Source organism: Alkalihalobacillus sp. NPDC127517 (genome assembly GCF_050276055.1).
Lineage (GTDB): Bacteria > Bacillota > Bacilli > Bacillales > Bacillaceae_D > Alkalicoccobacillus.
Map to the genome: position 1 here is coordinate 118,883 of NZ_JBNNQX010000011.1, position 22,240 is coordinate 141,122.

Genomic DNA, 22,240 nt, shown 5'->3' on the forward strand with positions numbered 1-22,240 from the left:
CCCCCTTCTAAAAATCAATACCATCAAGGAAAAAGTCACCCTCATCGACCAGTAGGCTATCTGCTTGCCATAGTGCGTGAATAAAAGCTTGAAATCCATCAGTTTTACGCCTGAATTCGTCTTTCTTCAAATACTCTTTATTTCCATCCTTTTTAATGTTCACATACACATTATTTGTGTACCAGCGCATTAATGGATTATCGTCAAAGATGATGTGGTGCTTCGCAAACATGGTCTCAACTTTTGGAGCCAACATGCTGTGAATGGCTCTTGGATTCCGAATCCATAATAATTCAAAGCCCTCTGCTTCTAATGCTGTTTTCACTAAATCCAATCTGAATGTATCGGCTACGATTGTATTAACACCGTATAGCTCCCTCATTCCAACAAACCAGTTCACTATGTTCATGATGTCAATGACTGGCTCATTTACAATTGTAAGTAGTCCAGATCTTTCCCATTCTTTGATAGGTGCCTTAAGAGTTACTTTGTCTAAAAACCCTTTCCGCACAAATGAATGAGTTTTCCATACATAATCATCGCCAACTTTGAACAAGAGACCAACAGCAGCAAAATCTTTAATACTCGCAAAATCGAGACCTCCCACAGCTACCCTGTTTTCTAAAGCTGGGAAAGGACGATTAGTTGCAAGAATATCATCCCAGGATGCAACTTCCTTTGTTGGATCAATCTCTGGAAGATCCATACGTTTTGTCATGAACTCTTCTCGGTTTGAAGGGTCATTTGCAAGGTCTTTATATTCTTCTTGAACAATGTAAAACAGCCCCTCAGCATATTCGCTACGGGGTTCACAAAACATTGGGTTCGCCTTTTGCCAATTATCTATGTCTGCTACTTCTTCAGCATCATCGAGTTTGCAAATGAAAGGAAAAAGAGAATCGTTTAATTCTTCACCTTTCAATATATTATTTGCTCGTTCTTTCATCTTATCTAGATAGCCTTCACGAACATATCCATCTGTTCCAATAAAGAACTCTCTAGGATTTTTCACTTTCCCTAGTCCACTCGAGAAAACTCTGACTACTTCGTTTGTTGCATATTGATGAATCTCATCATAAATAACGCAACCGTCTCTTAGACCATCTTTTGTACTTGCGTTTGAAGTTCTAAACTTAACGATACTTTTGGTAGCATGATTTCTAATCTCAACTTTTGTAATATGAAACAGGTTACCAAGAACCTCATGCTCTTCAATGGTATCGTACATTTCCACGAACGATGTTTTAGCCTGATCTTCTGAATTAGCTACGATTGAAACGTTGTATTTCGGTATGCCATGTAACTCACTAGTAAGAAAATGAGTAAATGCAGTGATCAATCCATTCTTACCACCACCGCGCCCCATCATAATTAGTAATTTCCTAAAAAAGTTACGATCGGTTTCCTTAAAGTATAAGAAGACAAATGCTGCAATAAATTTTTGAAAAGGCTGTAAAGGAAAGTACCATTTTGTTGTAAAACGATTAAAAGCATTTATTTGTTTTTCATCAAAATAGAGATCATTACGGTTAAGTACATGATTCTCCAAATAACTAATCAACATAACACGCTCTTTATTTAGTTTGATCTTTCCAGATCGGTATAACTGAATATATTCTTCAACAAACGGATGTGAGATCATATAAGATCATCTGCTGTACCCTGGTGCTTCTTATTCTTATCCTCCTCTGCGGCCGCTGCCTTCAAACCAATGGAGTCAAGAATCTTTAACATTCGATCATTCGTTTTATGCAGATCGTTAATCGATGGATTAGATTTAGGACCATGCATCCCCATGATCTGAATTCCATTTTCCTCAATTTCATCTATTAAATCACACTTCAAATCCCACAAAGAAAGATAATCCTGTATTAAGTCAGAATAGTGATTTCCAACGATTTTCTTATCATTTAATTGACTAGTCAAATCGTTCTCAATCCGCTTTCTTAAAGTACTTCTCAATATTTTAGCCATAAGGTTAACCCCCTTTCTTTTTACAGCTATTTCCCAATTCTATATTTACGCGCGAATTCGGAGTAAATCTGGGAAATCGACCCCCTGCACCGGTTCCCGGTGCAAATATTTTTGCCAAACCTTTTGACCGGGGGGGCATATAAAAATAAAGAGCCATCCCTATAGATAGCCCTTGTACAGTAAGTATTTAAAAATCGGCAATTCCAAACATAAACATCTGATACATAACGAATAAGAGTGTTAAGCAAGCAGCCGGTTGCACAATCCACATAGGAAGTCGTAGCGCTTTTAAGATCAATCCTACAACTATACCTGCAATCAACGATCCAAATATCAGAACTCCTAACCTAGTTGCTATTTCTACATTGATACTATTATCTATTTCTCCAAACATCTTTACACCCCAAGAGTCATATCGGATATTCACCTGGTAAATTTAATAAACGTTTTATCACCACATTTCATCATCCCATTTCTTTTTCTTAGTAGGCTTGAACCCTTTGCCATGTACTTTGTTATGACAAGGCAAGCACAATGTCTCTAGGTTATCCAGGACTAATGCAAGCTTCGGATAGTGTTCAATCTCATACTTATGATGAACGTTAAGCTCGATTGACTTACGCTCACCCTCAACCTTCTTGCTGTCCACATGGACCCCACCCTGACGCTTACACTCTTGGCACTCATAGTTGTCACGCTCCAATGCTTCAACTCGTAACGTCTCCCAATCCTTTGATCGATAGAACTGTTTCTTTTGTTTAGAAGTAATAAATTCATTGGAATGAAATTTTTTAATTTCTTCACCTCATCATTAAAGTAAAAAAAGACACTATTAATAGTGTCTCTAATCAATTTCAAAATTCATTTTTTATTTCTTTAATTTAATTAAAATGAACTTGTATATTAGAAATATATTTCGTATAAAAACCATAAAGCTATGAATAACAAGGGCAATTAAAAAACAGTAAAAAATATATCCTATATTTTCCGATGATATAAAATAATATTTCCACTCTGATATATTACTTAGAAGAATGTTATCCAAGGCAACGAAATGTAGTATTCCGTAAACTACTATACAAGTTTGAACTACAATACAGTATGCAAACGACGATATTAATTGCGTCATATTATCAGTGTTTGTTTGTTCAGATTTTTGAGTCGAAAATATTCCAGCTAATATTTCTTTATTAGATGACACTATTAAGGCTAAAGCACTTATGTTAAATCCGATTTGAATTGCAAGAATTGAGAAAAGTTCTTTATTTAAGTTATTTATACCTTTAAAAATTTGATCGAAAGTATTATTACTGTAAATAGCTAAAACAGTTAATAATACTGCCAAGATTGTCGGTATTAAAAATTCATGGATGAGTCTTTTTGTATTAAATCCAAAAGAATACCATTCCCAAACTCTGCTGAAATTATGAGGTTTTTTTCTGCTCATCATTTATGACCTCAGATTCTTTTTTATAATTTTCATTAATCTGTTGTGCATAACTAGAAATTTCTGTTTCAACAGCTTCGTCCTTACCTAAAGGCATATAATTAGGTGTAGGGCCTTTATCTTCTGAAATCGGATTTTTAAACCTAATTACTTTTTCCATTTCTCTTGTAAGGTCGCTGATTGAAGGCTCACCTAACGGAGTATGATTAATATGAGCTTCAAAATCTCTTGTAATTGAATCAGGTGTTATTTTTTGTATTCTTCCACTTTCCAATTGACCTTCGATAGCATATGAATCATATTTTTGCAGTTCAATTACTTTAGCAAAGTACTTTTCAAAAGTTTTCACCATTGAGTATCCAGATTTATTTTTTATTTTTATTTCAAGTTCATAGTTGTCTATTTCATGTTTATCTAATTCAATATCTAGTGCTTCGCTAACATCAATATCTTTCTTTTCAGTGGTACTATCTAATGTAACGATTGCGCTATTAATTTTTTTGAATTCTTTCAACTTATCCATAAACTGAACTGGAGGTAACGTAGTTAAACGATATATAGATCGTTTATGAACCTTTATAGACCTATCGGAATTTAATTGATTAACTTTGTCAATATACGGATAAATCAATTTTCTATGGGAATACAGAAAGGTGTGAAGTAATTTTCTAGTGAAAATTTTATTAAAATCTTCTTGAACTAGAATAAGACCGGAAATCCTATCAATCATAAAGTATACTTTCGCTTCAACTCCATGGTGAGGTTCAATTGTGCTTATTTCATCTTGAGTATTAATATCAATATGTGGCATTCTCACACCATGCCTTGCGGTTAAAAAGTGACCTTCGACTCTGTTTGCATCATCTGACTGTTTAAAATCACCAAGGTTAATAGAGACTGTATCATCTTTATACTTCCTAGCAGACTTGCTTAATTTCATAATTGATTTAAAAAGCATGTCTATCAATTCATAGTCATAAACATCTTCATACCAATTATCTCCTGCAAACTTCGGAGTTGAAAATTCATAAGCTTTTAATAATACTAATTTAACATCTTTAGATACCATACTAATTACCCCCTCTATAATACCTAAATTATAACGTGTATTATGAGGGATTTTGACAATTATCGTTCGACATAAATCGTCAAATGAAAAGACGTCCACCTTAATTGGTAGACGCCTTAAACTTAATTTTTTTTAATGTCGAATTCAACCTCTTGTGGATCCTCAGCTAACTCATTAAGAGGCGTGAATACAATTCGTAATTCTTCAGTACTCTTTAACTCATAAGTTAGTATTACATTCACTTCTTCATTCTCGGAGTTATCAAAAAATATCATACTCATGTCCTGATTATAAACATCAAATGCATTTGTTTTCTCATCCAGCATTTTTTCACCTTGATATACATCCATTTGAGACATGGATATAAACTTTTTAACACCATCCCCCGATTGATTCGTCCAAGTAAAAGATACGTCAGCATAGTTAGTACTATCTCCATAAATTCCAATGTAATTAATTAAGATAGTAAACTCACCGAAAGTCAGTGGATCCTCGTGTAATGCAACCATAGTTGGTTCTAAATCTGCCGGATCGCCATCGGAATAATTAACACAGCCAGTAAATAAAAATAAAACAATCATGACGCCAATAATTTTCTTCAGCAAAATATATCCCCCTTAATCGTTTCCAAGGATAATTATGCCATATTCTATTTTAAAATAACACTGTGCAAAAAAAGACGACCACCATATAAAGTAGCCGTCTATTGTAACGTATTGGTATTTTACTCACTATCATTTTACATCAGGTGAAATGCCTAAACAATGGCACGTCTTACATAACGCTTGCCAATTCTTCTCATTCCAGAACAGCTGCATGTCCACTTCGTATGGTTTGATATGGTCAACGATGGTTGCACTAACAAGATCATTGTTCATTTCACATCGTACACACAACGGGTTACGCCTTAGATACATCTTTCTTGCTTTACGCCACCTGGCATCATAGCCTCTTGATGAGGCTGACCCTCGTCTATTGTCGAAGTCCTTAGATGCTTTGGCTACGACTTTATGCTTATTACAGTATGGCTGATCTGTTATGACTGTACAGCCAACATGATTGCATGGTCTGCGTGGTTTACTTGGCATATATTTAGCTCCCTTTATTAACACGCAAAAAGAGAGCCACCCAAATGGATGACTCTCTTTTCAACTGTTATATTATTGCGATAATAACTTTTCAATTTTATTACCAACATCTGTACTTGCTACTTCTACCGAATTTATAGACGAATTCACTGCATCAATTCTAGCTTTCTGTACCTCTTCGTCTACACGACCATCTCCCATGAACGATTCAGGAAGTCTAGAAATAGCTATCTTATAATCTTCAATAGCTGCAACTAACCGCTTATTATCTTCTTGTAATTCAGTAGGAAGATCAACTGCTTTAATAGCATTTATAAATCCGTTAAGTTGCGATACGTATTTAACATTTTCTGCTTTAACTATTCTCTGACCCTCAATTGTATATTCATCTGCTATCTTAAGTGAACTGCTCGACTTACTTATAGCATCTCCTATACTCTGTAGTACTTTGATGTAATTAATAATGTCTTCTTTCATGTTTTAATCACCTCCTGCCACTCTATTCGACATAAAGGGTCATTTCCCTGCAATGAAAAAGAGCACCCACATAATCTGTAGGTGCTTCATAACGAATCATATAAAGGGGAATTGCACACTACCATCATACCACCGAATAGTGCAACCATGTGTGCAACCATTTTGCAACGGTTATCCTGCTTCAAATTGCACGCCATCAATGCCGAACATCAATACTGCCAAGGCTTTGCACGCATGATCAATATCGTTATACAGTGTACGACGTGAGATAAAGTGCAGTTCTGCCACTTCATCGATCGTCTTTTTCTCATCTAAAAAGTACAGTTGGTTAAGTATTTGGTATCTTCTCCAGTCCTCGTTATAGTGCGATTCCTTGCAACTGGTGCGGTACACTTCGATCATTCGCTCTATATAAACGACCATTGCTGCAGTTCTCTTTCTGTTTGCTAGAATGGACTTGATTTGGAATGCATCATCACTGAAATCATCTAATTCGAGTGCTTTCATCAATTCCGGAATATCCTCTTTGGCCTGTTGCCCATGACGTTTGAAAGAACGGTAGTTTTTCAAAAGGAGCTTAACGTTTCTTAATCGATTGTCATGTTTGCGCTTGTTCTCCCCTGCTCTTAAACGATCTGTTTCCTTCACTGTCTCTTTTACAACTTCAACTATAAGCCCCATTGTCATTTTATCAATTTTCATAGTTTGAACTCCCCATTCATGTAATAATTCGTTTATCTACCTGTGCCATCCTCATAGGACCTTGCTTTGATCATATCTTTAAGGCTATTGGCTGCACGTTCATAAGAAACAGCAACACCGCGCCATTTCATATAATCCCCTTCGTGCTTACCTGCTTTTTTCAATTCTTCTCCTTTAAATTTCCTTGATAGGTACTGACCATCTGCGCTACGTCCACCGCCATCGATCACCACTCTTTCATACGCTTTACCTTGTTCAATTTCCGCCATTGCTTCATGGTATTTTTGCTGTGATTTGTAGTAACTGGCTATCCTATAGGCTTGTCTTTCTGCTTCTGCATACTCGTACTCTAATTTAGCCATTTGAACAGGAGTAAGGTCCTCAATTCTAGCTTGGGGACCTTCTGTTATTTGGATTTTTTCAATTGCTTTGTTATGTGCTGCAATGTAATACTCAAGTGCCTTTTCATTCATCTAACAATTGCTCCTGGCAAATACCCTCATTGGACGCCGATCAATTACAGGTACAATACGTGGGCTCATTTGCCTGATTTGTTGGAATCGCTTGGTTCGGTATGCTAGAGAAGCCTCAGCTGCTTGAACCCTAAGTGAATGAACGATACCTTTCCATGTATCCATGACTGTCTTTTTAATATTCTCAAAAGCTTTAACGAAGATCTCTGCAAACGAATTTAGTACTTTCCTTGCTGCATCGCCGTAGGCTTGTCTCATTTGATTGATCACCTTTTCAATTCCAATTGCCGTATAGATCGTTCTGCCGGCATATTTCTCATACCATTCAAGCACAGACTTACTTACCTGAATTTCATTTGAATAATAGCATTTCATGATGGCTTCCCCCACTCTCTTTACCATTGATGTGTAATAGCTGACGTCATCTTTGTTGAAGGACGCATGAATTATTGGTCCATAAATATAATTCTGTGGATATGACTTCCTACTTGATATGAACCGGATCATTCCGTTCCCTTCGTCCACCCTTTCAGCTTCTACGATCAGTTTCTCACCAGTTTTCAATACGACTGTGTATACGTTCATGAAAACTCTCTTTTCTCAAACATCGACATTATCTTCTCCTTCTATATAGTCATAAATATTTCCGCAACCTAATCCGATATAACACGTATTACTATTCGAGGTGATATACATGAACAAGATGAACACATACTACATAATTGGTGTGATTATGCTCGTTAGTGGATTGTTAACTTTTGTTACGGATTCAAGTAGCATTCTTTTCTTGATGTACGTACCATTAGCTGCTACGTTCTTCTTCCTTGGCGCTGATGAAGCGAAGAAAAAGAAGAAGGATGAGGAGGGCTGATACATTGCCCTCCTATATCGCAATTTTTTCGTAGAAAACATGTACTACATATTCGTTTGAAAGAGATATTTGAATTGTTCCTAAGAAGACGCTTTGAGTACTTCGTTGCAAATACTCCTCACCAGTCGTATACACCCAAAAGAATACAGTCTCTTTTTCTTCTTCTTTCGGGTCAACCTCTGCCCAAACAACAATTCCATTACGCTGATTACCAACAGATAATATCTTGCTACCTACTGGCAATTTAACTTTTTGCATGGTCCTTGCATCCAAAGGGTACTTATAAATTGCTTTCATTTCTTTTCCTCCTGTACAGTGGTAAAATTTAACGCAACCTTATCCGGTCTAATACGTATTACTAGTTGAGGTGATCTACATGAGCAAAGTGAAATCATGCTACATAATCGCTATTTCAATGATCGTCATAGCTTTAACTAACTTCGCTACAGACTCAAGCAATCGATTGTACTTAATTTACTTACTGCTTGCCGCTACATTCTTCTTACTTGCTGCTTATGAAGCAAAGAAAAAGAAGAAGGAGGATGAGGAGGGCTGATACATTGCCCTCCTATATCATTGGTCGCCAATCAGCATTATCCATATTGAATGTTGATTTACCAGTTATTTTTCTTCCCCTACCTTCGTCTACTCCTGTGATCTCATACCACTTGCCAGTATCATCATCTTTTACTACGCCACCTTTTCTTGGCATATATGAGAAAGAAAAAATCTTCTCGTCATTAACGTAAAACGGGTACATCGGTATCCCCTCCTATATAGGTATGTAGCCTTAAAACTCCCCAATATCCGTTCCTTCAACGTTCTTACCTCTGCTCCTAGGCAAATCCCAGCAATGCTTGCACATTTCCGCTCCGATATCAGCCATATAAGGAGAGCTTCTTAACTTTGGCGCTGGCTCTTCGCAGTAGCTACATTCTTGAGGCATTTTTAATGTGCCAATCATCTCCATGGACTCTATATAGCACTCTATCTCTGTAGCCAACTGTTCATTGGTTGTCATTTCGGCATATTTTTTAAGAGCGTAAGCGGCTGCTGGATCTTTTTCTGGAGAAAGAGTGAAAGTGAAGCCTTCAACCGGCTTCGCTGTTTCGTTATTGATAACCGTGTATTTCTCATAAAGTCCTTTTTCTTTACTCACTCTCCACGATCCCACCTTTCATAGTCTGAGATATTGCGAGATTCCTTATAAAATTTGTAATTGATTGCTGCAAACAAAGAGATAAAGAGAACGGCTGTTAAGATGCCCATACTCATAACGCTTGTTTCTCCTGCAGGTGATCGATCACAGCCAAATAATCAAGCGTTACCTGACGACCTCTTTCCACCTCATACGCATAAACCTCAAAATCAGCTATAGGGATGCTTTTTCTACCGCCTGTTTCTGCTGCTTTTACATAGTGCGCGATGAAGCTGACTGGACAATAGAAGATTAGGTGATGATTTCTAAATTCGATCAGAACGAATGAAATGGCTCCGTTCTTTTCTGCATCGATAAGGTACTGCAGCTGATGAGCTTTAAGAAGATCCAAATCAAATCGTTTTTCTCCTACACTCTTTGCTTCAAATGCAATGGCCTTGCCTTTATACACACCGTCATAATCGACTGTGGACTTTGCTTCCCACTGTGCCTTGAGAATATCTCTCCCTCTTGTTTTAAAGACTTTAACTGGTGTTGGTCGCTTGTTAATTAGAGCAACGCCCATATTCTTGTATTGCTGATTTACAAAGTTGATTGCCATTTCAAATGCTTGTCCTCTGTTTGCATAAGATCGTTTCATAGAGCCCTCCTTAATCTTCAATCAATGACAGTTTCTTTTTTCGTTCGGTTCGATAAAGCGACTTTGCCTCTTTTTGTGGAATGGGATGAATTTTTGCTGCATAAAAGCTGATAACAAGGTCTGTATGCTCAAATTCAATATCCGTATATTCCGTAACCTGGTAGCTCTCACCCTCGTAATAAAAGTGTTTGCCCAACCTTACTTTTGAAAGGTCGTAATCATCCTGCTCGTAAATTTTTTGATAAAACTCTCGTAAGTTAAGCTGCGGCTCAGGAGTGAAATTGTAAGCAATATCCACGCTTATGTTTTGGCAAATGTATCTGACTTTTAATTTTGAGTAATAAATTTCAATGCTCTCAATCCCAATGATGAGATATGATGAGCCTTTGTACTCTAAGATGTCGCCCTTCCTACTTGGCGGTTTGTATAAACGAGTGGTGCGCTGTAATACCATGATTAATGGGTCCATATAGCCGTCCCCTAGAGCAGGAGAGTCACAGTCGGCGCCGTGATGGACACCGCATCAATTCCTGCGTAGTAAAGTACTTTGTGATCCTTATCTGTTCCCAAGGTCCCCAGTCCGAAGAATAGGACAATTATTATCAGCCTGATTTGGGTCATTATTAGCATGTCTGTCTCCTTGTAGTCATCATTCACGCCTGTTAAACTATCTGTAAAACTGTGAAAGTGGTGTTCATTTATGAATAAACGTTCTATCTTATTTTTTCTTCTTTCTGTGACGTTTGGCGCTATGGTAGGTTATGCGTTGGTTACTTTCTTTTGATTGTCAGAATGGCAGATCATCATCCGATATATCAATTGGCTTGCCATCATTCGCAAACGGATCGTCCTTATACCCATTGTTTGAGCTCTGCTGTTGATTGTTCTGTTCTGAGTTGCTCTTATTACGCGGCTCCAAGAACTGGACACTTTCAGCAACAACCTCGATCACAAAAACGCGTCTGCCCTCGTTATTGTCATAGCTTCTTGACTGTAGTCTGCCATCTACACCTGCAAGGCTCCCTTTCACAAGAAACTGTGCTGCATTCTCTGCCGGTTTGCGCCATACCACGACATTGATAAAGTCTGCCTCTCGATCTCCGTTGTTGTTAGTAAAAGGACGATTGACCGCCAGTGTGAAATTACATACCGCTACTCCACTTGGCGTGTACCGAAGTTCCGGGTCTTTAGTAAGACGTCCGACTAAAACAACACGGTTTAACATTTTTGAGCCTCCAATTCGTCCATGAAGTTACTTGACTGCTGATCTCTATGCAGAATATCAACCAAATCAAGATCATTTGGCTCGGCCTTCTCACGTTCATCCTTCTGCTTTTCGAAACAAACAGGACCATAACCCTTGATTTGACTAGCCTTAGATTTCAATGGACGTCCGCACAAATTGCACATAGGGTAGATATCTCCACGTTGCGGTACTACGTCTTTTTCTAGCAGATCGTCAGCTGATTGATAGTCTTCGGTCATGAGGCTAAACGCTGCAAGCATAGCTTGGCATAAAGCAAGTGCGACCGTCTCTCCTTCACCGGTGGCAATAAATCCGGTGCTTATTTTTGCATAAGGCTGTATCGTTACCTGACAAGATGCTCCTGGAACGTTGCCTAGGTTAAATGAGCCTACGTTGTTAGCTGCGGCAATGGCTTGAGCCACACTAACGGTTGGCTGATACTTCCTCATGCTGTACGTGACGTCTCCTGATGGCTTGTACCAGTTGGCAGCAGAAACCTTGCCTGACTTGGTGATGTTAGTCCACCCGTTTACCTTAGTTGCAATCAATGTGTCAATGAGACGCATTTCTCTGTGATTCAAACTGTTTTCCTCCCTTGTTTTCGCGCTCTAAGCTCAGCAAGCATACCGTAATATTCTTGTGCTGCTTGGTCTTGATCATTACTGTTATTAGGCTCTTTTTGAGCTTCTTTCGATTGCTCTTTCTCTTCCTGAGCCCATTCAGGCAATTTATCTTTATGTCCATTCGCTTTCCTAGGTTCAGCTTGTTTACTGGCAAGACCAGCCATACGATCAAACTTTGCGTTTAGATCGCGTGGAGTCATGATGTTTGTAGCCCAAAACTGATCTCTGCGAACAGCTGACACAACTTCACGAATACGCTCAGGCGACTTGCCTTTATCAAGAATCTTTTGCATGTCTGCAGCCCACTCTTTAATATTTGGCTCCGAATGATCCGGAATCATCTTCTTTAGCCCTTCCAAAAACTCTTTGGCTAGATCCATAGCAACTTGTCCTTGCTCACTACTCTCTTGGTGATGACGGTTCAAGATATAGCCAACGAAGTAAGAGAGGGAGTTAATACGATCTCTCCTGTGTTTGGGTTGGTATTGAATAAAGCATTCTTGCATATACTGAGTAGCATCAGACAAGCTAATGCCAGATTCTATGATTTCATCAGCTGCAGTTGAATCAGCAGGAGAAGTTTGGAATCCTCTTGCACGTAACCGAACAAATTCTTGCAAGATCTCATTTTTCAAAGATTCAGAGGAAAGAGAATCAGAAGTCAACGTCTTTTCTTTTTCTTTTATCTCTTTATCTTTTAAATTATTATTTATATTTTCTTTTAATATAGTGGGATCAATTTTGGAATGCTCCGTTCCATTTTCTGAATACTCCGTTCCATTTTTGGAATGATCGTCACTTTCCTGCATTCCATTCTCTGAATGCTTCGTTTCATTTTTTGAATGATTCATTCCGTTTTTGGAATGGTTGTCATTAGGGTTTTCCCATTTCTTTGACTTCATCACATGAATGACGTTACCTCTTGGAGTAGATTTAACTGTGATATAACCCTCTTTTTTTAATGCATCACAATGGGCCTTAATTGTGGGTATTGGAATGCCTAATTCATCATGGATGATCCGATAGGGTACTGGATTTCCATAAAGTACAGCACCACTACCTTGTCCATCTTTAGATTCACCAGTTGTACGATCTATGAGCCATAAGAACACCCATATTGCCTTCCCTATACGTTTGTGATGCTCTGGAGTCATAAGTCCGCTATGTATGCGGAAATACCTGGTTTCCACCATCACTCCCTCCTAACTTGTGGTATATTGCCTTTCTTATGGGGATTGGGTATAATAAGAATGTCGATGGAATTATATCCAATCCCTAAAGTCCATTACCGTGCCAGGTGATGGGCTTTTTTGTGTACTTGAAAGAATACAACTAAGACCTCGTTAACCTTCATGTCAAAACGGTTTGCTACACGTTTAGCTCCACGATCCGTTCCAAGCACAGATACGTGGTTGAATAGGTAAAAGGTTTGCTCCTTGTCCAATTTGCCTGTTGTGCCATCTGCTCTGTTGAAAACCACTCTTATCACCTCCTATGCCGAATATAAATACCTACCATTTTTTGATAGAATAGATATGTCTCCCCAGACAATCTCTAAGAAAGGAGGTATATATATGGCTACTTCTGCAATAATCACATTTAGCAACAATGAGGAATTAAAAATTACAGAAGATGAATACATCATCCCCATTGAAGCTGTTGAAAAGAACGGCACACTAATCACCTATAAGAAAGAACCTTACTTAGTTTTGGACCATAGCAACGATGGTTTAATTCCGTCACTTACTAAAGTAATTTCAGGGTGTGCTTTCTTCTCCAAAATTGATGAAAGTGATAAAAAAGTCTATTCTTCAAGTTCTGTAGTAAAGATCACGAATCTATAATTAGTTTGGAAGCAATCTATTTAATTGATAGGTTGCTTCTTTCAATCTCCAAATCTTGCTGCACTTTTTCAATAACCGAAACTAATGCTTGGTTATTTTCCCAATGAGCTGACTCATACGCTCTCTTAAGCAAACGATCCGCTTCTTGATATGTGGTTGAAGTACTCTTAACATGAATAGTTAGTAAATCAACTGAACTATCAAGAACATTTTTCTGATCTTTCTCGATCATTTCTAGAACCTCATTTAATGCATTCTTTTTTTGTTCGTCCATCTTTATTCACTCTCCCCTTTAAGACATATCTGCTTGCCATTTATAAGCAACGTTCAACATTGATTGCTCAACTCTTTCGAACTGCTTTCGTGCAATCTCAACATACTTATCAATCGTAATTGAGCCGTATACGCCTATATGTGACTCCACATACATTTGTACTTTTTCTGCATATTTCATTTCATAATGATCTGTGAAGGTTGCTCTGACCTGTTCTTGCAATTCAGCTAATTCACTTGTCACTGTCTCACCCCCACAATCTAATAAAACCAAACGACTCCATAACTACCGCAAAGAGACCCACAACGACTAAAGTAGCGCCAACTGATATAGCTATAGCATCATAAAGATCAAGCTCCGGTTCATCCTTCTTCATTCAAAGCCCTCCAGTTCACTTAAAGATTGAATTAAAGTTGTCATCTAAAAATCTAGCCATCTTATTTGCATGGAACGACCAAGTTTGGCCTTGAGACTTTGGATAGTAAACAAAACCTCCGTTTTCAATATCAAGAACCTTTTTAAATTTAGGAGGATAAAGGACGTTGTCTTTTATCCAATTTTTCTTCTTACCAATTCGGTTTTCTAAGTCGGTCATATTCCAATACACACCGAGCAGCTGAACTTCTTTTAATTCTTCAAGTTCGACTTTTGAGATTAAGACAGAATCTTCTGGTATTGGAATGCTCAAGCTAACTTGAAGTTGTTGGTTCATGCCCAATATCCTCACTCTCCTTTTCGAAATCCTCAAATAAATATTCAATATTCATCCTAGGAAAAAAGTGATCTTTAATTTTTTTTGCGTCTCTATAAGAAAAAATGTAATTGCCATTTAACTTATCGATTATAGTTGCATATCTCACATTAAGTAACGAAGCTAATTCAGCTGGCTTTACATTTTTTCGCGTCATTTCTGCTTTCAAATTCCTAAGCAATGATCCCCCCCCTTTTCAACAAAAAATACTCAATTGCGTATCTTAAAAACAATATATACTCAATATAGTATAATGTCAACGAAATCATAGAAAAAAATACGAATTTCCGTATAAATCACTGTTTACTTTTAGATGATATAGTTATATTATGTATTTAAATACGGTAAAACGTATTAAATGAGAGGTGGTAAGGGTTTTGATAGATAAGAGAGCAGAAATAATCAAAAATTTAATTAAAAAAAGCAAACATAAAAATCAGAAAGCTTTTGCTGCATATATAGATATCCCTTATACGACTTTAAGATCTATGCTTGAGAGAGACATTGGGAAGGCGTCTGTAGACAATGTTATTAAAATCTGTAGAGGGTTAGGCATAACCACTGAGCAATTAGAAGAAATGGCTTCTACTAAAGACAAAAATAATTTACCTGAACTCAATGATAAAGATGAAAGAAATATACAAATTGAATTACAAAATATGATTGATGGTCTAAGTGAAGATAGTTATGCAGCATTTGATGGTCAAGATATTAATGAAATGGACCCGGAGGATAGAGAATTACTTATAAGCTCATTAGAGAATTCATTACGCTTAGCAAAAAGACTATCAAAGCAAAAATTCACCCCTAAGAAATACCGTGACGAATAGGAGTGTTAGACTGTGCGTATCAAACAACAAGTGGAGAAATTGATGAGAAAGCACGAGACTGACTGCCCCTATAAAATCGCTAAGCGACTAGGTATACATATCTCGTTCGAGCATTTAGGTAACACACTAGGCTACTACAGCAAACACTTCAGGATAAAAATCATTCATATTAACCAGGACCTAAATGAAAATCAGAAGAAGTTTGTTGCTGCACATGAACTTGGACATGCTATCAGGCACGCTGAATACAACACACAGTTTCTTAAAAAGAGTACTTTCTTTTCTACCAGTCCGCTTGAAAAGGAAGCGAATACGTTTGCCATTGAATTGCTATTTCATGATGGCAGGGACTCTTCTATTACGATTAGAGAAGCTGTAAGAGATTACGGTGTGCCTGAAAAACTTGCACTGTTAAAATCACTTGGATAATTTTTTTATTCTATAAGAGAACATACATTCGTATTTAGGAGGTAAAAAGATGGCAAGCGCACAGAAACGAGGAAAGACGTGGCAATATACGATAAGCAGAAAAATTAATGGTAAGGCTGCCCCAATCCGAAAAGGAGGTTTTCGAACAAAAAAAGAAGCTTTAGCTGTAGCAGCTGAAGTTGAGACTGAACTTAAAAAAGGCCTTATACCTCAAACTAAAGATGAGCCATTAGTAACATTTTTTGAGACTTGGCTTGATACCTACAAACCGAATATCAGTAAGAATACACGGGCTAGATATGAAGACACTTTACGAACATTGAAAGATTTCTTTAAAGATAAACCACTTCAACAAATGAACAAAAGAGATTATCAATACTTTCTAAATGAATATGGTAAGAACCATGCACGTTCAAGCTCTAAGAAGTTGAATAGCCATATTCGTGCTTGTGTGAAAGATGCTATTGATGAAGGTCTCATTCGAAGTGATTTTACAAGGAAAGCTGTATTAACTGGAGAGAAAGCAAAGCGAGCTGAAGAAAAGCATTTACACTTTGAAGAAAGTCAGTTCTTACTTAACTACCTATACTCAAATCTAGAGTTGAATTCAACTCTGCATCTGATTCTGCTTGCCTTAACCTCTGGTATGAGATTTGGAGAATTAGTGGGACTTCAACGAGAGGACTTTAACTTCTTCAACAATACAATCAATGTAAATAAGACTTGGGGATACACAAAGAAATCTGTAGATGGATTTGGGCCAACTAAAAATGACCAATCTATCCGAAACATAAAAATGGACGGGGACGTTATGAACGCCTTTAAAGCTTATTTTAACGATACACCTGAAAATATCCACAAACTTGTTTTCTATAGCTCTTCCTCTAAATATAAGGTAATATCTAATACAGCTGCAAACAACGTGCTAAAGAAGATCTTAAGCGATCTAGATATAGAGCCGATCAGCATTCACGGATTAAGGCATACACATGCTAGTGTCTTACTTTACGAAGATGTTTCAATTTATTATGTAGCAGAGAGACTAGGGCATTCAAACACAGACACGACAATCAGCACTTATGCTCACATAGTGAAAGAACTTCGTACACAGGATGAAGAAAAAACAATTAGTGTATTCAAAGGTATGCGGAGATCCAGTTGATGTGTAAAATACGTGTAAAAACTTTTTTATTTTTAAAAATAACTCGATACAACTCCCCGAAACAAAAAATGCCTTAAACATTGATAAATCAATGGTTTAAGACATTTCTTATTTCTTTCAAAACTATGTAATTATCCTTGGTAACGTCCCAGGAGAGATTCGAACTCCCGACCGACGCCTTAGAAGGGCGTTGCTCTATCCAGCTGAGCTACTGGGACAAAAAAAAAAAGAAAAGCGGGTGATGAGAATCGAACTCACATCATCAGCTTGGAAGGCTGAGGTTTTACCACTAAACTACACCCGCATGGTTTAGATTGCTTTTTTTAAAAGTAATATCAGCGACGAATATAAATATACCGTATTTGATGTCTACTGTCAATAGTTTATCAAAATTTATTTACGTTTAAATACGAAGTTATAAATAAGGAAGTTGTCAGGTATAAATCCGCTCCAGGAGCAACCCTCGCTTTCCGTGGGTACGGCCTCAGACTCTTCCGCGGAAAACCACCGCTACAGAGTCTTCACCACGTACTTCCCCACTGGAGTCTCGGGTTCTCCTTACGCTAGATCAATATATGTTCTGTGATATGTGCTCATATTATTGTATCCTTAAATCTTTCCTTCTCAACTACCTCTTAAAGATTCCACCAAGCTCTGGCATTTCTTGGTCGTCGTATGTGTAATACGTGACCTTGATTTCTTGTACTGTTAATTCGCAGATGCAATAGGTTTGGTCTCTTCTTCCTGATGGTAAGCGAATGCTGCCAGGGTTGATGAAAACAATGCCTTTCTCTTCGAAGCATGTAGCTACATGGGTATGGCCGAAGCATGCTACCCTAGCGCCTACTTCCTCTGCTCGCAGCACAAGCGTATTCAAATGACTTTTCACTTGAAATAAATGTCCATGTGTGAAGTACATTCGTCCATAATCCGTTTCTTCTACCCACTCTTCCGGAAAAGGCTGTCCCATATCGCAATTTCCTTTTACACCAGTTACTCCAGCAAGTGGTCCTTTCTCTGGTTCAAGCTCTGAATCTCCGCAATGAAAGATCTTATCTACATCTTGTCGTTTCCGATCAAGAAGTTGTTTAAGTTCATCTGTCCAGCCATGACTATCACTTATGATCAAAGCTTTCATGTGTGACCACTCCCTTACAAATTAAATAAATTTTTATATTTAAGTAGCTCCTGTATGGCTTTGCCTCTGTGGCTACGTTCATTTTTCTCATCGGATGACAGCTCGGCCGCCGTTTTTCCAAGCGACGGAACGTAAAAGATCGGATCATAGCCAAAGCCATTCTCTCCTTGGCGACTTGTCGCAATGGTACCTTCAAATTGTCCTTTAAAGAAAATCGTTTCCTCGTCCGGCTGAGCTACAGCCATCACACAGACAAATCGCGCCGTTCGTTGACCTTCTGGGACATCTTGTAATTCATGAAGCACCTTATCGATGTTCGCCTGATCATCCTTTTGCTCACCTGCGTATCTTGCAGAATACACGCCTGGCTCACCATTTAAAGCGTCAACTTCTAAGCCTGAATCATCGGCAATGACCGTGCGATTGAGGAGCTTACAAAGTGTTTCTGCTTTAATTGCTGCATTCTCATGAAAGGTCACACCTGTTTCAGGGATATCTGAAATGGTTGGGTAATCAAGCAACGACTTTACAATCGTTTCTTCCCCCTCAAGCAACTGCTTAAACTCGTTGATCTTTCCTTTATTGGTTGTGGCGATAATTAATTCAGTTTCCATCTGCTCCCACTCCTTTTGTATCCTGGATACGGTCACTCGTCTGACTAAGATGCTCTTTTTGCAAGCCTACGAGCTCCTGAATTCCTTTTTCAGCTACATCCAGCATCGCATTCAGTTCACTTCTAGAAAATACGGCTTCCTCTCCGGTCCCTTGAACTTCTACTAATGCCCCACTACCTGTCATCACAACGTTCATATCCACATCAGCTTTGGAGTCCTCCGCATAACAAAGGTCTAAGAGCACCTGCTTTTTCTCATCAATTCCAACTGAGATCGCGGCTAAAAAGTCTGTCACAGGCCATTCAGTCATCCGCTCTTCAGCCATCGCTTTTTCAAAGGCTAAACACATCGCAACATATGCACCTGTAATAGCTGCTGTCCGCGTGCCCCCGTCTGCTTGAATGACGTCACAGTCTATCCAGATTGTTTTCTCACCCATTTTGTTTAAGTCTACAACTGTGCGAAGTGCGCGACCAATCAAGCGCTGAATTTCCATCGTTCGGCCTGTCACTTTCCCTTTAGAGGATTCACGAATGGTTCGGACTTGCGTTGCTCTTGGAAGCATCGCATATTCAGCAGTAATCCAGCCCTTACCTTTCCCTCTTAGAAATGGTGGAACTCTGTCTTCAAGACTCGCATTACAAATCACCTTTGTATCTCCCATCGAAATAAGAACAGAGCCTTCTGGGTGTTTTGTGAAATGCATGTCCAGTGTTAAATTACGTAAATCATTTGCTTGTCTATCATCTATTCGTACCATATCAATCGTTCCTTTTCTATTTAAAAAATGAAAAGAGAAGGGCTACTCGCTCCTTCTCTACCTCTATCTATTATAAAGTCTCCCCCCAAAAACGCAAAGGTAAAAGCGAAACATTTTTTATAGACTATGATCATTGACTTGCTTTGGTCTTGAAACGGGTTCTGCTGGCTCACCTTCTTGATTTAAAATAGAGGCTTCCCCGTTCACTTCAATGGATACCTTATCCACGCCGTTTTGTTCTGTTAATGTGAGAACCAGCATATTTAAAACATCCTGTGAAACAGCCATATTCTCACTGCTTTCTAAAATGTGCTCATTAAAATCCAGTGTTAATGTTCCATCCTTCACTTCAGGATTTCCAAGAAGATTCGCTTTTGTTTGGATGCCTGACACAAGTGATGTGCCAATAGAAGGTCCTTCAATTAATTCATTCACAGCTGTTGTAAGCGCGTCTTCACCAGCTTCAACTCTTCTTGTAACAGGAACATAATAACGGGATTCGCCTTGATGACCCATAAAATATAACAAAACTTCTTCACTATTCACTAGATCCACCACTTGGTTCGATTCGAGATTAATCCCATCAGAGCGACTTACTCCATCCCCGATTGGCGTTTTGTTGAGTGGCATAACCTCTTGATCGTACCCATTAATTCGAATCTGTACCTTTTCTACACTATCAAATTGAGTAAGTGTCCATGTGATCGCTTGAAGGATCTGCTGTTCTTTGTTTGCATCGTACCTCTCAAATTCTCTCGAGAAGTCAGCAACGGCTATTTTTTCCTCTTCGTTCAAATTCACCGTTACACTTGTTCCAGGTGGGAGAACGGCTTGGAAGCCATTAGGTAGTAACTCAGAAACCGGTCCATCCGCCACTAAGTATTCAAGCGATTGCTTCAGCACACCCTCTTGTTTAGGCAGCGTTAATGTTTGTGGCACCACCATGCCATTTGCATCTAATAAGTATAATTCTCGCTGTACGGTCTCTGCTGATTCTGCTGCTTGCTCATTGTCTTCTTCTTGAGAGTCTTCATCACTTACCTCATCAACCGTCCCTGTCTCATCTAATTTAATTTCGTCCGTATCCTCTACATAATTCACTTGAGGTACATCCATCTTAGTTGAAACATCTTTTGATCCTATTGAACACCCAGTTGTCACAAGTGTAGCTGCTAAGATAAGTGGAGCACCTGTTTTTAAGTACTTTCGCATTTTTGTTTCCCTCCCTAGATAGTTTGTACTTTCATGTATACGAGCCTATCTTTAATTTAGACCTGCAAAGTTTAGACAAACTGTTTTATATAAAAAAAAACGAAGATCCACTTAGGACCTTCGTTAGCACCTGCATTTCCTTATTGATCAATTACAATGGTTTCAACTCTGCCGACTTCAATTTCTAGCCATTGGTTCGCCAATCGTTTAAAAAGCTCTTCTTCTCCTGTTGTATAGAACGTGTGAGCAGGCACTCTTTCTCCTGTATAAGCCGCGTCGCCATGGAAAAGGAGGCCACTGACTTCTCTCGCTGTCTCTTCACCTGATGAGATTAAGGTAATAGAAGAGCCAGACCACTTTTTAATAAGTGGTGCAAGCAACGGATAATGTGTACATCCTAAAATAAGCGTATCAAAGCCTTTACCCGTTAAAGGAGCCAATGTGTCAGCGACAATGCGACTTGCTTCCTCTCCTTCAAAAATACCTTGCTCAACAAGCGGAACAAAAGGTGGGCAAGCTAGACTTTCTACTTGAACCGAACTATTAATAGATGTCAGCGCTTTTGAATAGGCACCACTCTTAATCGTCCCAGTTGTTCCAATGACTGCAACATGCTCCTTTACAGTCGCTTTAAGCGCACTTGAAGCACCAGGGTAGATTACTCCTACCACAGGGATATCAAGTGTTTTCTTCACTTCCTCTAACACAACAGCTGCTGCTGTATTGCAAGCAATCACAAGCATCTTTATGTTTTTGGTTTGTAAGTAACGAATCATTTGCCACGTGTACGTACGTACTTCTTCCTTAGGACGCGGACCGTATGGACAACGCTTTGAATCTCCTACATACACAATTTCTTCCTTAGGTAACTGTCGCATGAGTTCTTTTGCAACGGTTAATCCACCAAGTCCTGAATCAATGACACCAATCGGTCTATCCACGATGTTTCCCTCAATTTCTATCTATATCTGAACCATACTTAGGTTGATTTTTTACCTTTAACTGCTTTCATTTGATCATGGAGTAAGCTTAGGCTTTTCTCAAGGGTATCTACCTGATCCTGCGAAAAGTCCGCTAAAATATCTTCTAAATAATCCTGACGCTTTACAATCACTTCCTGAATAATCGTTTTTCCTTTTTCCAGAAGGTGAATGCGAACGACTCTACGATCATTTGCATCTTTTACGCGGGCGACCAGTTCGCTTTTTTCCATCCGATCAATAAGATCTGTCGTTGTACTAAAAGCTAAATACATACTGGTTGAAAGCTCGCCAATAGTCATATCCCCTTTTTCCTTTAGCCATTGAAGCGCCACAAATTGAGGGGGTGTGATTGGGAACTGTGAAAGAATGACTCGACCTTTTTGTTTAACCATATCTGCTACTCTACGTAGGGAACGTTCAATTTCTTCGATTTGCTCATGGGTCATTCATCGCACCTCCTATCCATTCCAACTT

At 38.5% G+C, this 22,240-nt stretch carries 38 protein-coding genes and 2 tRNA genes; 6 read left to right on the forward strand and 34 right to left on the reverse strand.

The window, feature by feature from the left end; all coding sequences use genetic code 11:
- Positions 1–7 precede the first annotated feature (7 nt).
- The 12 genes from ACQKKO_RS15875 to ACQKKO_RS15930 form a co-directional block, all read right to left on the reverse strand.
- Positions 8–1,642 (reverse strand): terminase TerL endonuclease subunit, encoded by a 1,635-nt coding sequence (locus tag ACQKKO_RS15875; RefSeq protein WP_498648886.1) that lies wholly within the window; start codon positions 1,640–1,642, stop codon positions 8–10.
- Positions 1,639–1,974, reverse strand: coding sequence for a P27 family phage terminase small subunit (locus tag ACQKKO_RS15880; protein WP_498648887.1), 336 nt, complete (start codon positions 1,972–1,974; stop codon positions 1,639–1,641). The genes ACQKKO_RS15875 and ACQKKO_RS15880 overlap by 4 nt, the downstream gene beginning before the upstream one ends.
- Positions 1,975–2,161: 187 nt before the next feature.
- A complete protein-coding gene (locus ACQKKO_RS15885; RefSeq protein ID WP_498648889.1) occupies positions 2,162–2,368 on the reverse strand; it encodes a hypothetical protein in 207 nt (68 codons plus the stop codon).
- Positions 2,369–2,425: 57 nt separating this feature from the next.
- Positions 2,426–2,770 carry an HNH endonuclease gene (locus ACQKKO_RS15890; protein WP_498649024.1) on the reverse strand — a complete coding sequence of 115 codons (345 nt, stop codon included), beginning with the start codon at positions 2,768–2,770 and terminating at the stop codon, positions 2,426–2,428.
- Between the two features lie 72 nt (positions 2,771–2,842).
- The gene (locus ACQKKO_RS15895; protein WP_498648890.1) at positions 2,843–3,421 is read right to left on the reverse strand and encodes a hypothetical protein; all 579 of its coding nucleotides are present in this window, start codon (positions 3,419–3,421) and stop codon (positions 2,843–2,845) included.
- The gene (locus tag ACQKKO_RS15900) at positions 3,399–4,490 is read right to left on the reverse strand and encodes a hypothetical protein (protein WP_498648892.1); all 1,092 of its coding nucleotides are present in this window, start codon (positions 4,488–4,490) and stop codon (positions 3,399–3,401) included. Before ACQKKO_RS15900 ends, ACQKKO_RS15895 begins: the two co-directional genes overlap by 23 nt.
- A 122-nt stretch (positions 4,491–4,612) precedes the next feature.
- Positions 4,613–5,095 (reverse strand): hypothetical protein, encoded by a 483-nt coding sequence (locus ACQKKO_RS15905; RefSeq protein WP_498648893.1) that lies wholly within the window; start codon positions 5,093–5,095, stop codon positions 4,613–4,615.
- Between the two features lie 129 nt (positions 5,096–5,224).
- On the reverse strand, positions 5,225–5,578 hold the full coding sequence (locus tag ACQKKO_RS15910; RefSeq protein WP_498648895.1) for an HNH endonuclease: 354 nt from the start codon (positions 5,576–5,578) through the stop codon (positions 5,225–5,227).
- A gap of 72 nt (positions 5,579–5,650) precedes the next feature.
- Positions 5,651–6,055: a hypothetical protein gene (locus ACQKKO_RS15915; protein WP_498648897.1), complete on the reverse strand. Its 405-nt coding sequence runs from the start codon at positions 6,053–6,055 to the stop codon at positions 5,651–5,653.
- 171 nt (positions 6,056–6,226) lie between these two features.
- Entirely contained in the window at positions 6,227–6,757 is a 531-nt protein-coding gene (locus ACQKKO_RS15920; protein WP_498648898.1) for a hypothetical protein, read from the reverse strand.
- Positions 6,758–6,789: 32 nt separating this feature from the next.
- Positions 6,790–7,230: a hypothetical protein gene (locus ACQKKO_RS15925; RefSeq protein ID WP_498648899.1), complete on the reverse strand. Its 441-nt coding sequence runs from the start codon at positions 7,228–7,230 to the stop codon at positions 6,790–6,792.
- The gene (locus tag ACQKKO_RS15930) at positions 7,231–7,815 is read right to left on the reverse strand and encodes a hypothetical protein (protein ID WP_498648900.1); all 585 of its coding nucleotides are present in this window, start codon (positions 7,813–7,815) and stop codon (positions 7,231–7,233) included.
- 109 nt (positions 7,816–7,924) lie between these two features.
- Between ACQKKO_RS15930 and ACQKKO_RS15935 the strand changes: the two genes are divergently transcribed.
- Positions 7,925–8,101, forward strand: a complete 177-nt coding sequence (locus tag ACQKKO_RS15935; RefSeq protein WP_498648902.1) for a hypothetical protein — start codon at positions 7,925–7,927, stop codon at positions 8,099–8,101.
- A 12-nt stretch (positions 8,102–8,113) separates the two neighbouring features.
- Here ACQKKO_RS15935 and ACQKKO_RS15940 read toward each other — a convergent pair whose 3' ends face one another.
- On the reverse strand, positions 8,114–8,398 hold the full coding sequence (locus ACQKKO_RS15940; RefSeq protein ID WP_498648904.1) for a DUF7352 domain-containing protein: 285 nt from the start codon (positions 8,396–8,398) through the stop codon (positions 8,114–8,116).
- Positions 8,399–8,477: 79 nt separating this feature from the next.
- On the opposite strand from ACQKKO_RS15940, the gene ACQKKO_RS15945 reads away from it, so the two are divergent.
- Positions 8,478–8,657: a hypothetical protein gene (locus ACQKKO_RS15945; RefSeq protein WP_498648906.1), complete on the forward strand. Its 180-nt coding sequence runs from the start codon at positions 8,478–8,480 to the stop codon at positions 8,655–8,657.
- Positions 8,658–8,669: 12 nt separating this feature from the next.
- Here ACQKKO_RS15945 and ACQKKO_RS15950 read toward each other — a convergent pair whose 3' ends face one another.
- The 8 genes from ACQKKO_RS15950 to ACQKKO_RS15985 all read right to left on the reverse strand — a co-directional run bounded on the left by ACQKKO_RS15950 (position 8,670) and on the right by ACQKKO_RS15985 (position 13,249).
- The gene (locus tag ACQKKO_RS15950; protein ID WP_498648907.1) at positions 8,670–8,861 is read right to left on the reverse strand and encodes a hypothetical protein; all 192 of its coding nucleotides are present in this window, start codon (positions 8,859–8,861) and stop codon (positions 8,670–8,672) included.
- Positions 8,862–8,891: 30 nt separating this feature from the next.
- Entirely contained in the window at positions 8,892–9,260 is a 369-nt protein-coding gene (locus ACQKKO_RS15955; protein ID WP_498648909.1) for a hypothetical protein, read from the reverse strand.
- Between the two features lie 112 nt (positions 9,261–9,372).
- Positions 9,373–9,900, reverse strand: coding sequence for a Holliday junction resolvase RecU (locus ACQKKO_RS15960; protein ID WP_498648911.1), 528 nt, complete (start codon positions 9,898–9,900; stop codon positions 9,373–9,375).
- Between the two features lie 10 nt (positions 9,901–9,910).
- Positions 9,911–10,369 (reverse strand): hypothetical protein, encoded by a 459-nt coding sequence (locus tag ACQKKO_RS15965; protein ID WP_498648913.1) that lies wholly within the window; start codon positions 10,367–10,369, stop codon positions 9,911–9,913.
- Between the two features lie 318 nt (positions 10,370–10,687).
- Positions 10,688–11,125 (reverse strand): single-stranded DNA-binding protein, encoded by a 438-nt coding sequence (gene ssb, locus ACQKKO_RS15970; RefSeq protein ID WP_498648915.1) that lies wholly within the window; start codon positions 11,123–11,125, stop codon positions 10,688–10,690.
- Positions 11,119–11,727 carry a DUF6011 domain-containing protein gene (locus ACQKKO_RS15975; protein ID WP_498648917.1) on the reverse strand — a complete coding sequence of 203 codons (609 nt, stop codon included), beginning with the start codon at positions 11,725–11,727 and terminating at the stop codon, positions 11,119–11,121. The genes ssb and ACQKKO_RS15975 overlap by 7 nt, the downstream gene beginning before the upstream one ends.
- The gene (locus ACQKKO_RS15980) at positions 11,724–12,959 is read right to left on the reverse strand and encodes a phage replication protein O (RefSeq protein WP_498648918.1); all 1,236 of its coding nucleotides are present in this window, start codon (positions 12,957–12,959) and stop codon (positions 11,724–11,726) included. The genes ACQKKO_RS15975 and ACQKKO_RS15980 overlap by 4 nt, the downstream gene beginning before the upstream one ends.
- A 95-nt stretch (positions 12,960–13,054) precedes the next feature.
- On the reverse strand, positions 13,055–13,249 hold the full coding sequence (locus ACQKKO_RS15985; RefSeq protein WP_498648920.1) for a hypothetical protein: 195 nt from the start codon (positions 13,247–13,249) through the stop codon (positions 13,055–13,057).
- Between the two features lie 94 nt (positions 13,250–13,343).
- Between ACQKKO_RS15985 and ACQKKO_RS15990 the strand changes: the two genes are divergently transcribed.
- On the forward strand, positions 13,344–13,613 hold the full coding sequence (locus tag ACQKKO_RS15990) for a hypothetical protein (RefSeq protein ID WP_498648922.1): 270 nt from the start codon (positions 13,344–13,346) through the stop codon (positions 13,611–13,613).
- Between the two features lie 16 nt (positions 13,614–13,629).
- Here the strand turns inward: ACQKKO_RS15990 and ACQKKO_RS15995 are convergent, their stop codons facing one another.
- The 5 genes from ACQKKO_RS15995 to ACQKKO_RS16015 are packed head-to-tail and all read right to left on the reverse strand — an operon-like array spanning position 13,630 to position 14,819.
- Entirely contained in the window at positions 13,630–13,887 is a 258-nt protein-coding gene (locus ACQKKO_RS15995) for a hypothetical protein (RefSeq protein ID WP_498648924.1), read from the reverse strand.
- Positions 13,888–13,905: 18 nt separating this feature from the next.
- Positions 13,906–14,130 carry a hypothetical protein gene (locus tag ACQKKO_RS16000; protein WP_498648926.1) on the reverse strand — a complete coding sequence of 75 codons (225 nt, stop codon included), beginning with the start codon at positions 14,128–14,130 and terminating at the stop codon, positions 13,906–13,908.
- A gap of 4 nt (positions 14,131–14,134) precedes the next feature.
- Positions 14,135–14,263, reverse strand: coding sequence for a hypothetical protein (locus ACQKKO_RS16005; RefSeq protein WP_498648929.1), 129 nt, complete (start codon positions 14,261–14,263; stop codon positions 14,135–14,137).
- A gap of 15 nt (positions 14,264–14,278) precedes the next feature.
- Positions 14,279–14,599 carry a DUF771 domain-containing protein gene (locus ACQKKO_RS16010; protein ID WP_498648930.1) on the reverse strand — a complete coding sequence of 107 codons (321 nt, stop codon included), beginning with the start codon at positions 14,597–14,599 and terminating at the stop codon, positions 14,279–14,281.
- Positions 14,577–14,819 (reverse strand): XRE family transcriptional regulator, encoded by a 243-nt coding sequence (locus tag ACQKKO_RS16015; RefSeq protein ID WP_498648932.1) that lies wholly within the window; start codon positions 14,817–14,819, stop codon positions 14,577–14,579. Before ACQKKO_RS16015 ends, ACQKKO_RS16010 begins: the two co-directional genes overlap by 23 nt.
- A 196-nt stretch (positions 14,820–15,015) precedes the next feature.
- On the opposite strand from ACQKKO_RS16015, the gene ACQKKO_RS16020 reads away from it, so the two are divergent.
- The 3 genes from ACQKKO_RS16020 to ACQKKO_RS16030 are packed head-to-tail and all read left to right on the forward strand — an operon-like array spanning position 15,016 to position 17,059.
- Positions 15,016–15,468, forward strand: a complete 453-nt coding sequence (locus ACQKKO_RS16020; protein ID WP_498648933.1) for a helix-turn-helix domain-containing protein — start codon at positions 15,016–15,018, stop codon at positions 15,466–15,468.
- Positions 15,469–15,480: 12 nt separating this feature from the next.
- On the forward strand, positions 15,481–15,897 hold the full coding sequence (locus ACQKKO_RS16025; protein WP_498648935.1) for an ImmA/IrrE family metallo-endopeptidase: 417 nt from the start codon (positions 15,481–15,483) through the stop codon (positions 15,895–15,897).
- 49 nt (positions 15,898–15,946) lie between these two features.
- Positions 15,947–17,059, forward strand: a complete 1,113-nt coding sequence (locus ACQKKO_RS16030) for a site-specific integrase (RefSeq protein WP_498648937.1) — start codon at positions 15,947–15,949, stop codon at positions 17,057–17,059.
- 144 nt (positions 17,060–17,203) lie between these two features.
- Here ACQKKO_RS16030 and ACQKKO_RS16035 read toward each other — a convergent pair.
- The 8 genes from ACQKKO_RS16035 to ACQKKO_RS16070 all read right to left on the reverse strand — a co-directional run bounded on the left by ACQKKO_RS16035 (position 17,204) and on the right by ACQKKO_RS16070 (position 22,212).
- A tRNA-Arg gene (locus ACQKKO_RS16035) sits at positions 17,204–17,277 on the reverse strand.
- A 15-nt stretch (positions 17,278–17,292) separates the two neighbouring features.
- Positions 17,293–17,363, reverse strand: a tRNA-Gly gene (locus tag ACQKKO_RS16040).
- A gap of 324 nt (positions 17,364–17,687) precedes the next feature.
- Complete coding sequence (locus ACQKKO_RS16045) at positions 17,688–18,197, reverse strand: metallophosphoesterase family protein (RefSeq protein ID WP_498648939.1); 510 nt, start codon at positions 18,195–18,197, stop codon at positions 17,688–17,690.
- Between the two features lie 14 nt (positions 18,198–18,211).
- Positions 18,212–18,811, reverse strand: a complete 600-nt coding sequence (locus ACQKKO_RS16050) for an XTP/dITP diphosphatase (RefSeq protein ID WP_498648941.1) — start codon at positions 18,809–18,811, stop codon at positions 18,212–18,214.
- On the reverse strand, positions 18,801–19,571 hold the full coding sequence (gene rph / locus ACQKKO_RS16055; RefSeq protein WP_498648943.1) for a ribonuclease PH: 771 nt from the start codon (positions 19,569–19,571) through the stop codon (positions 18,801–18,803). The genes ACQKKO_RS16050 and rph overlap by 11 nt, the downstream gene beginning before the upstream one ends.
- Before the next feature lie 117 nt (positions 19,572–19,688).
- The gene (locus tag ACQKKO_RS16060; RefSeq protein ID WP_498648946.1) at positions 19,689–20,783 is read right to left on the reverse strand and encodes a GerMN domain-containing protein; all 1,095 of its coding nucleotides are present in this window, start codon (positions 20,781–20,783) and stop codon (positions 19,689–19,691) included.
- Positions 20,784–20,923: 140 nt separating this feature from the next.
- Positions 20,924–21,724 (reverse strand): glutamate racemase, encoded by an 801-nt coding sequence (gene racE, locus ACQKKO_RS16065; protein ID WP_498648947.1) that lies wholly within the window; start codon positions 21,722–21,724, stop codon positions 20,924–20,926.
- Positions 21,725–21,762: 38 nt separating this feature from the next.
- A complete protein-coding gene (locus ACQKKO_RS16070) occupies positions 21,763–22,212 on the reverse strand; it encodes a MarR family winged helix-turn-helix transcriptional regulator (RefSeq protein ID WP_498648949.1) in 450 nt (149 codons plus the stop codon).
- Positions 22,213–22,240: the final 28 nt, after the last annotated feature.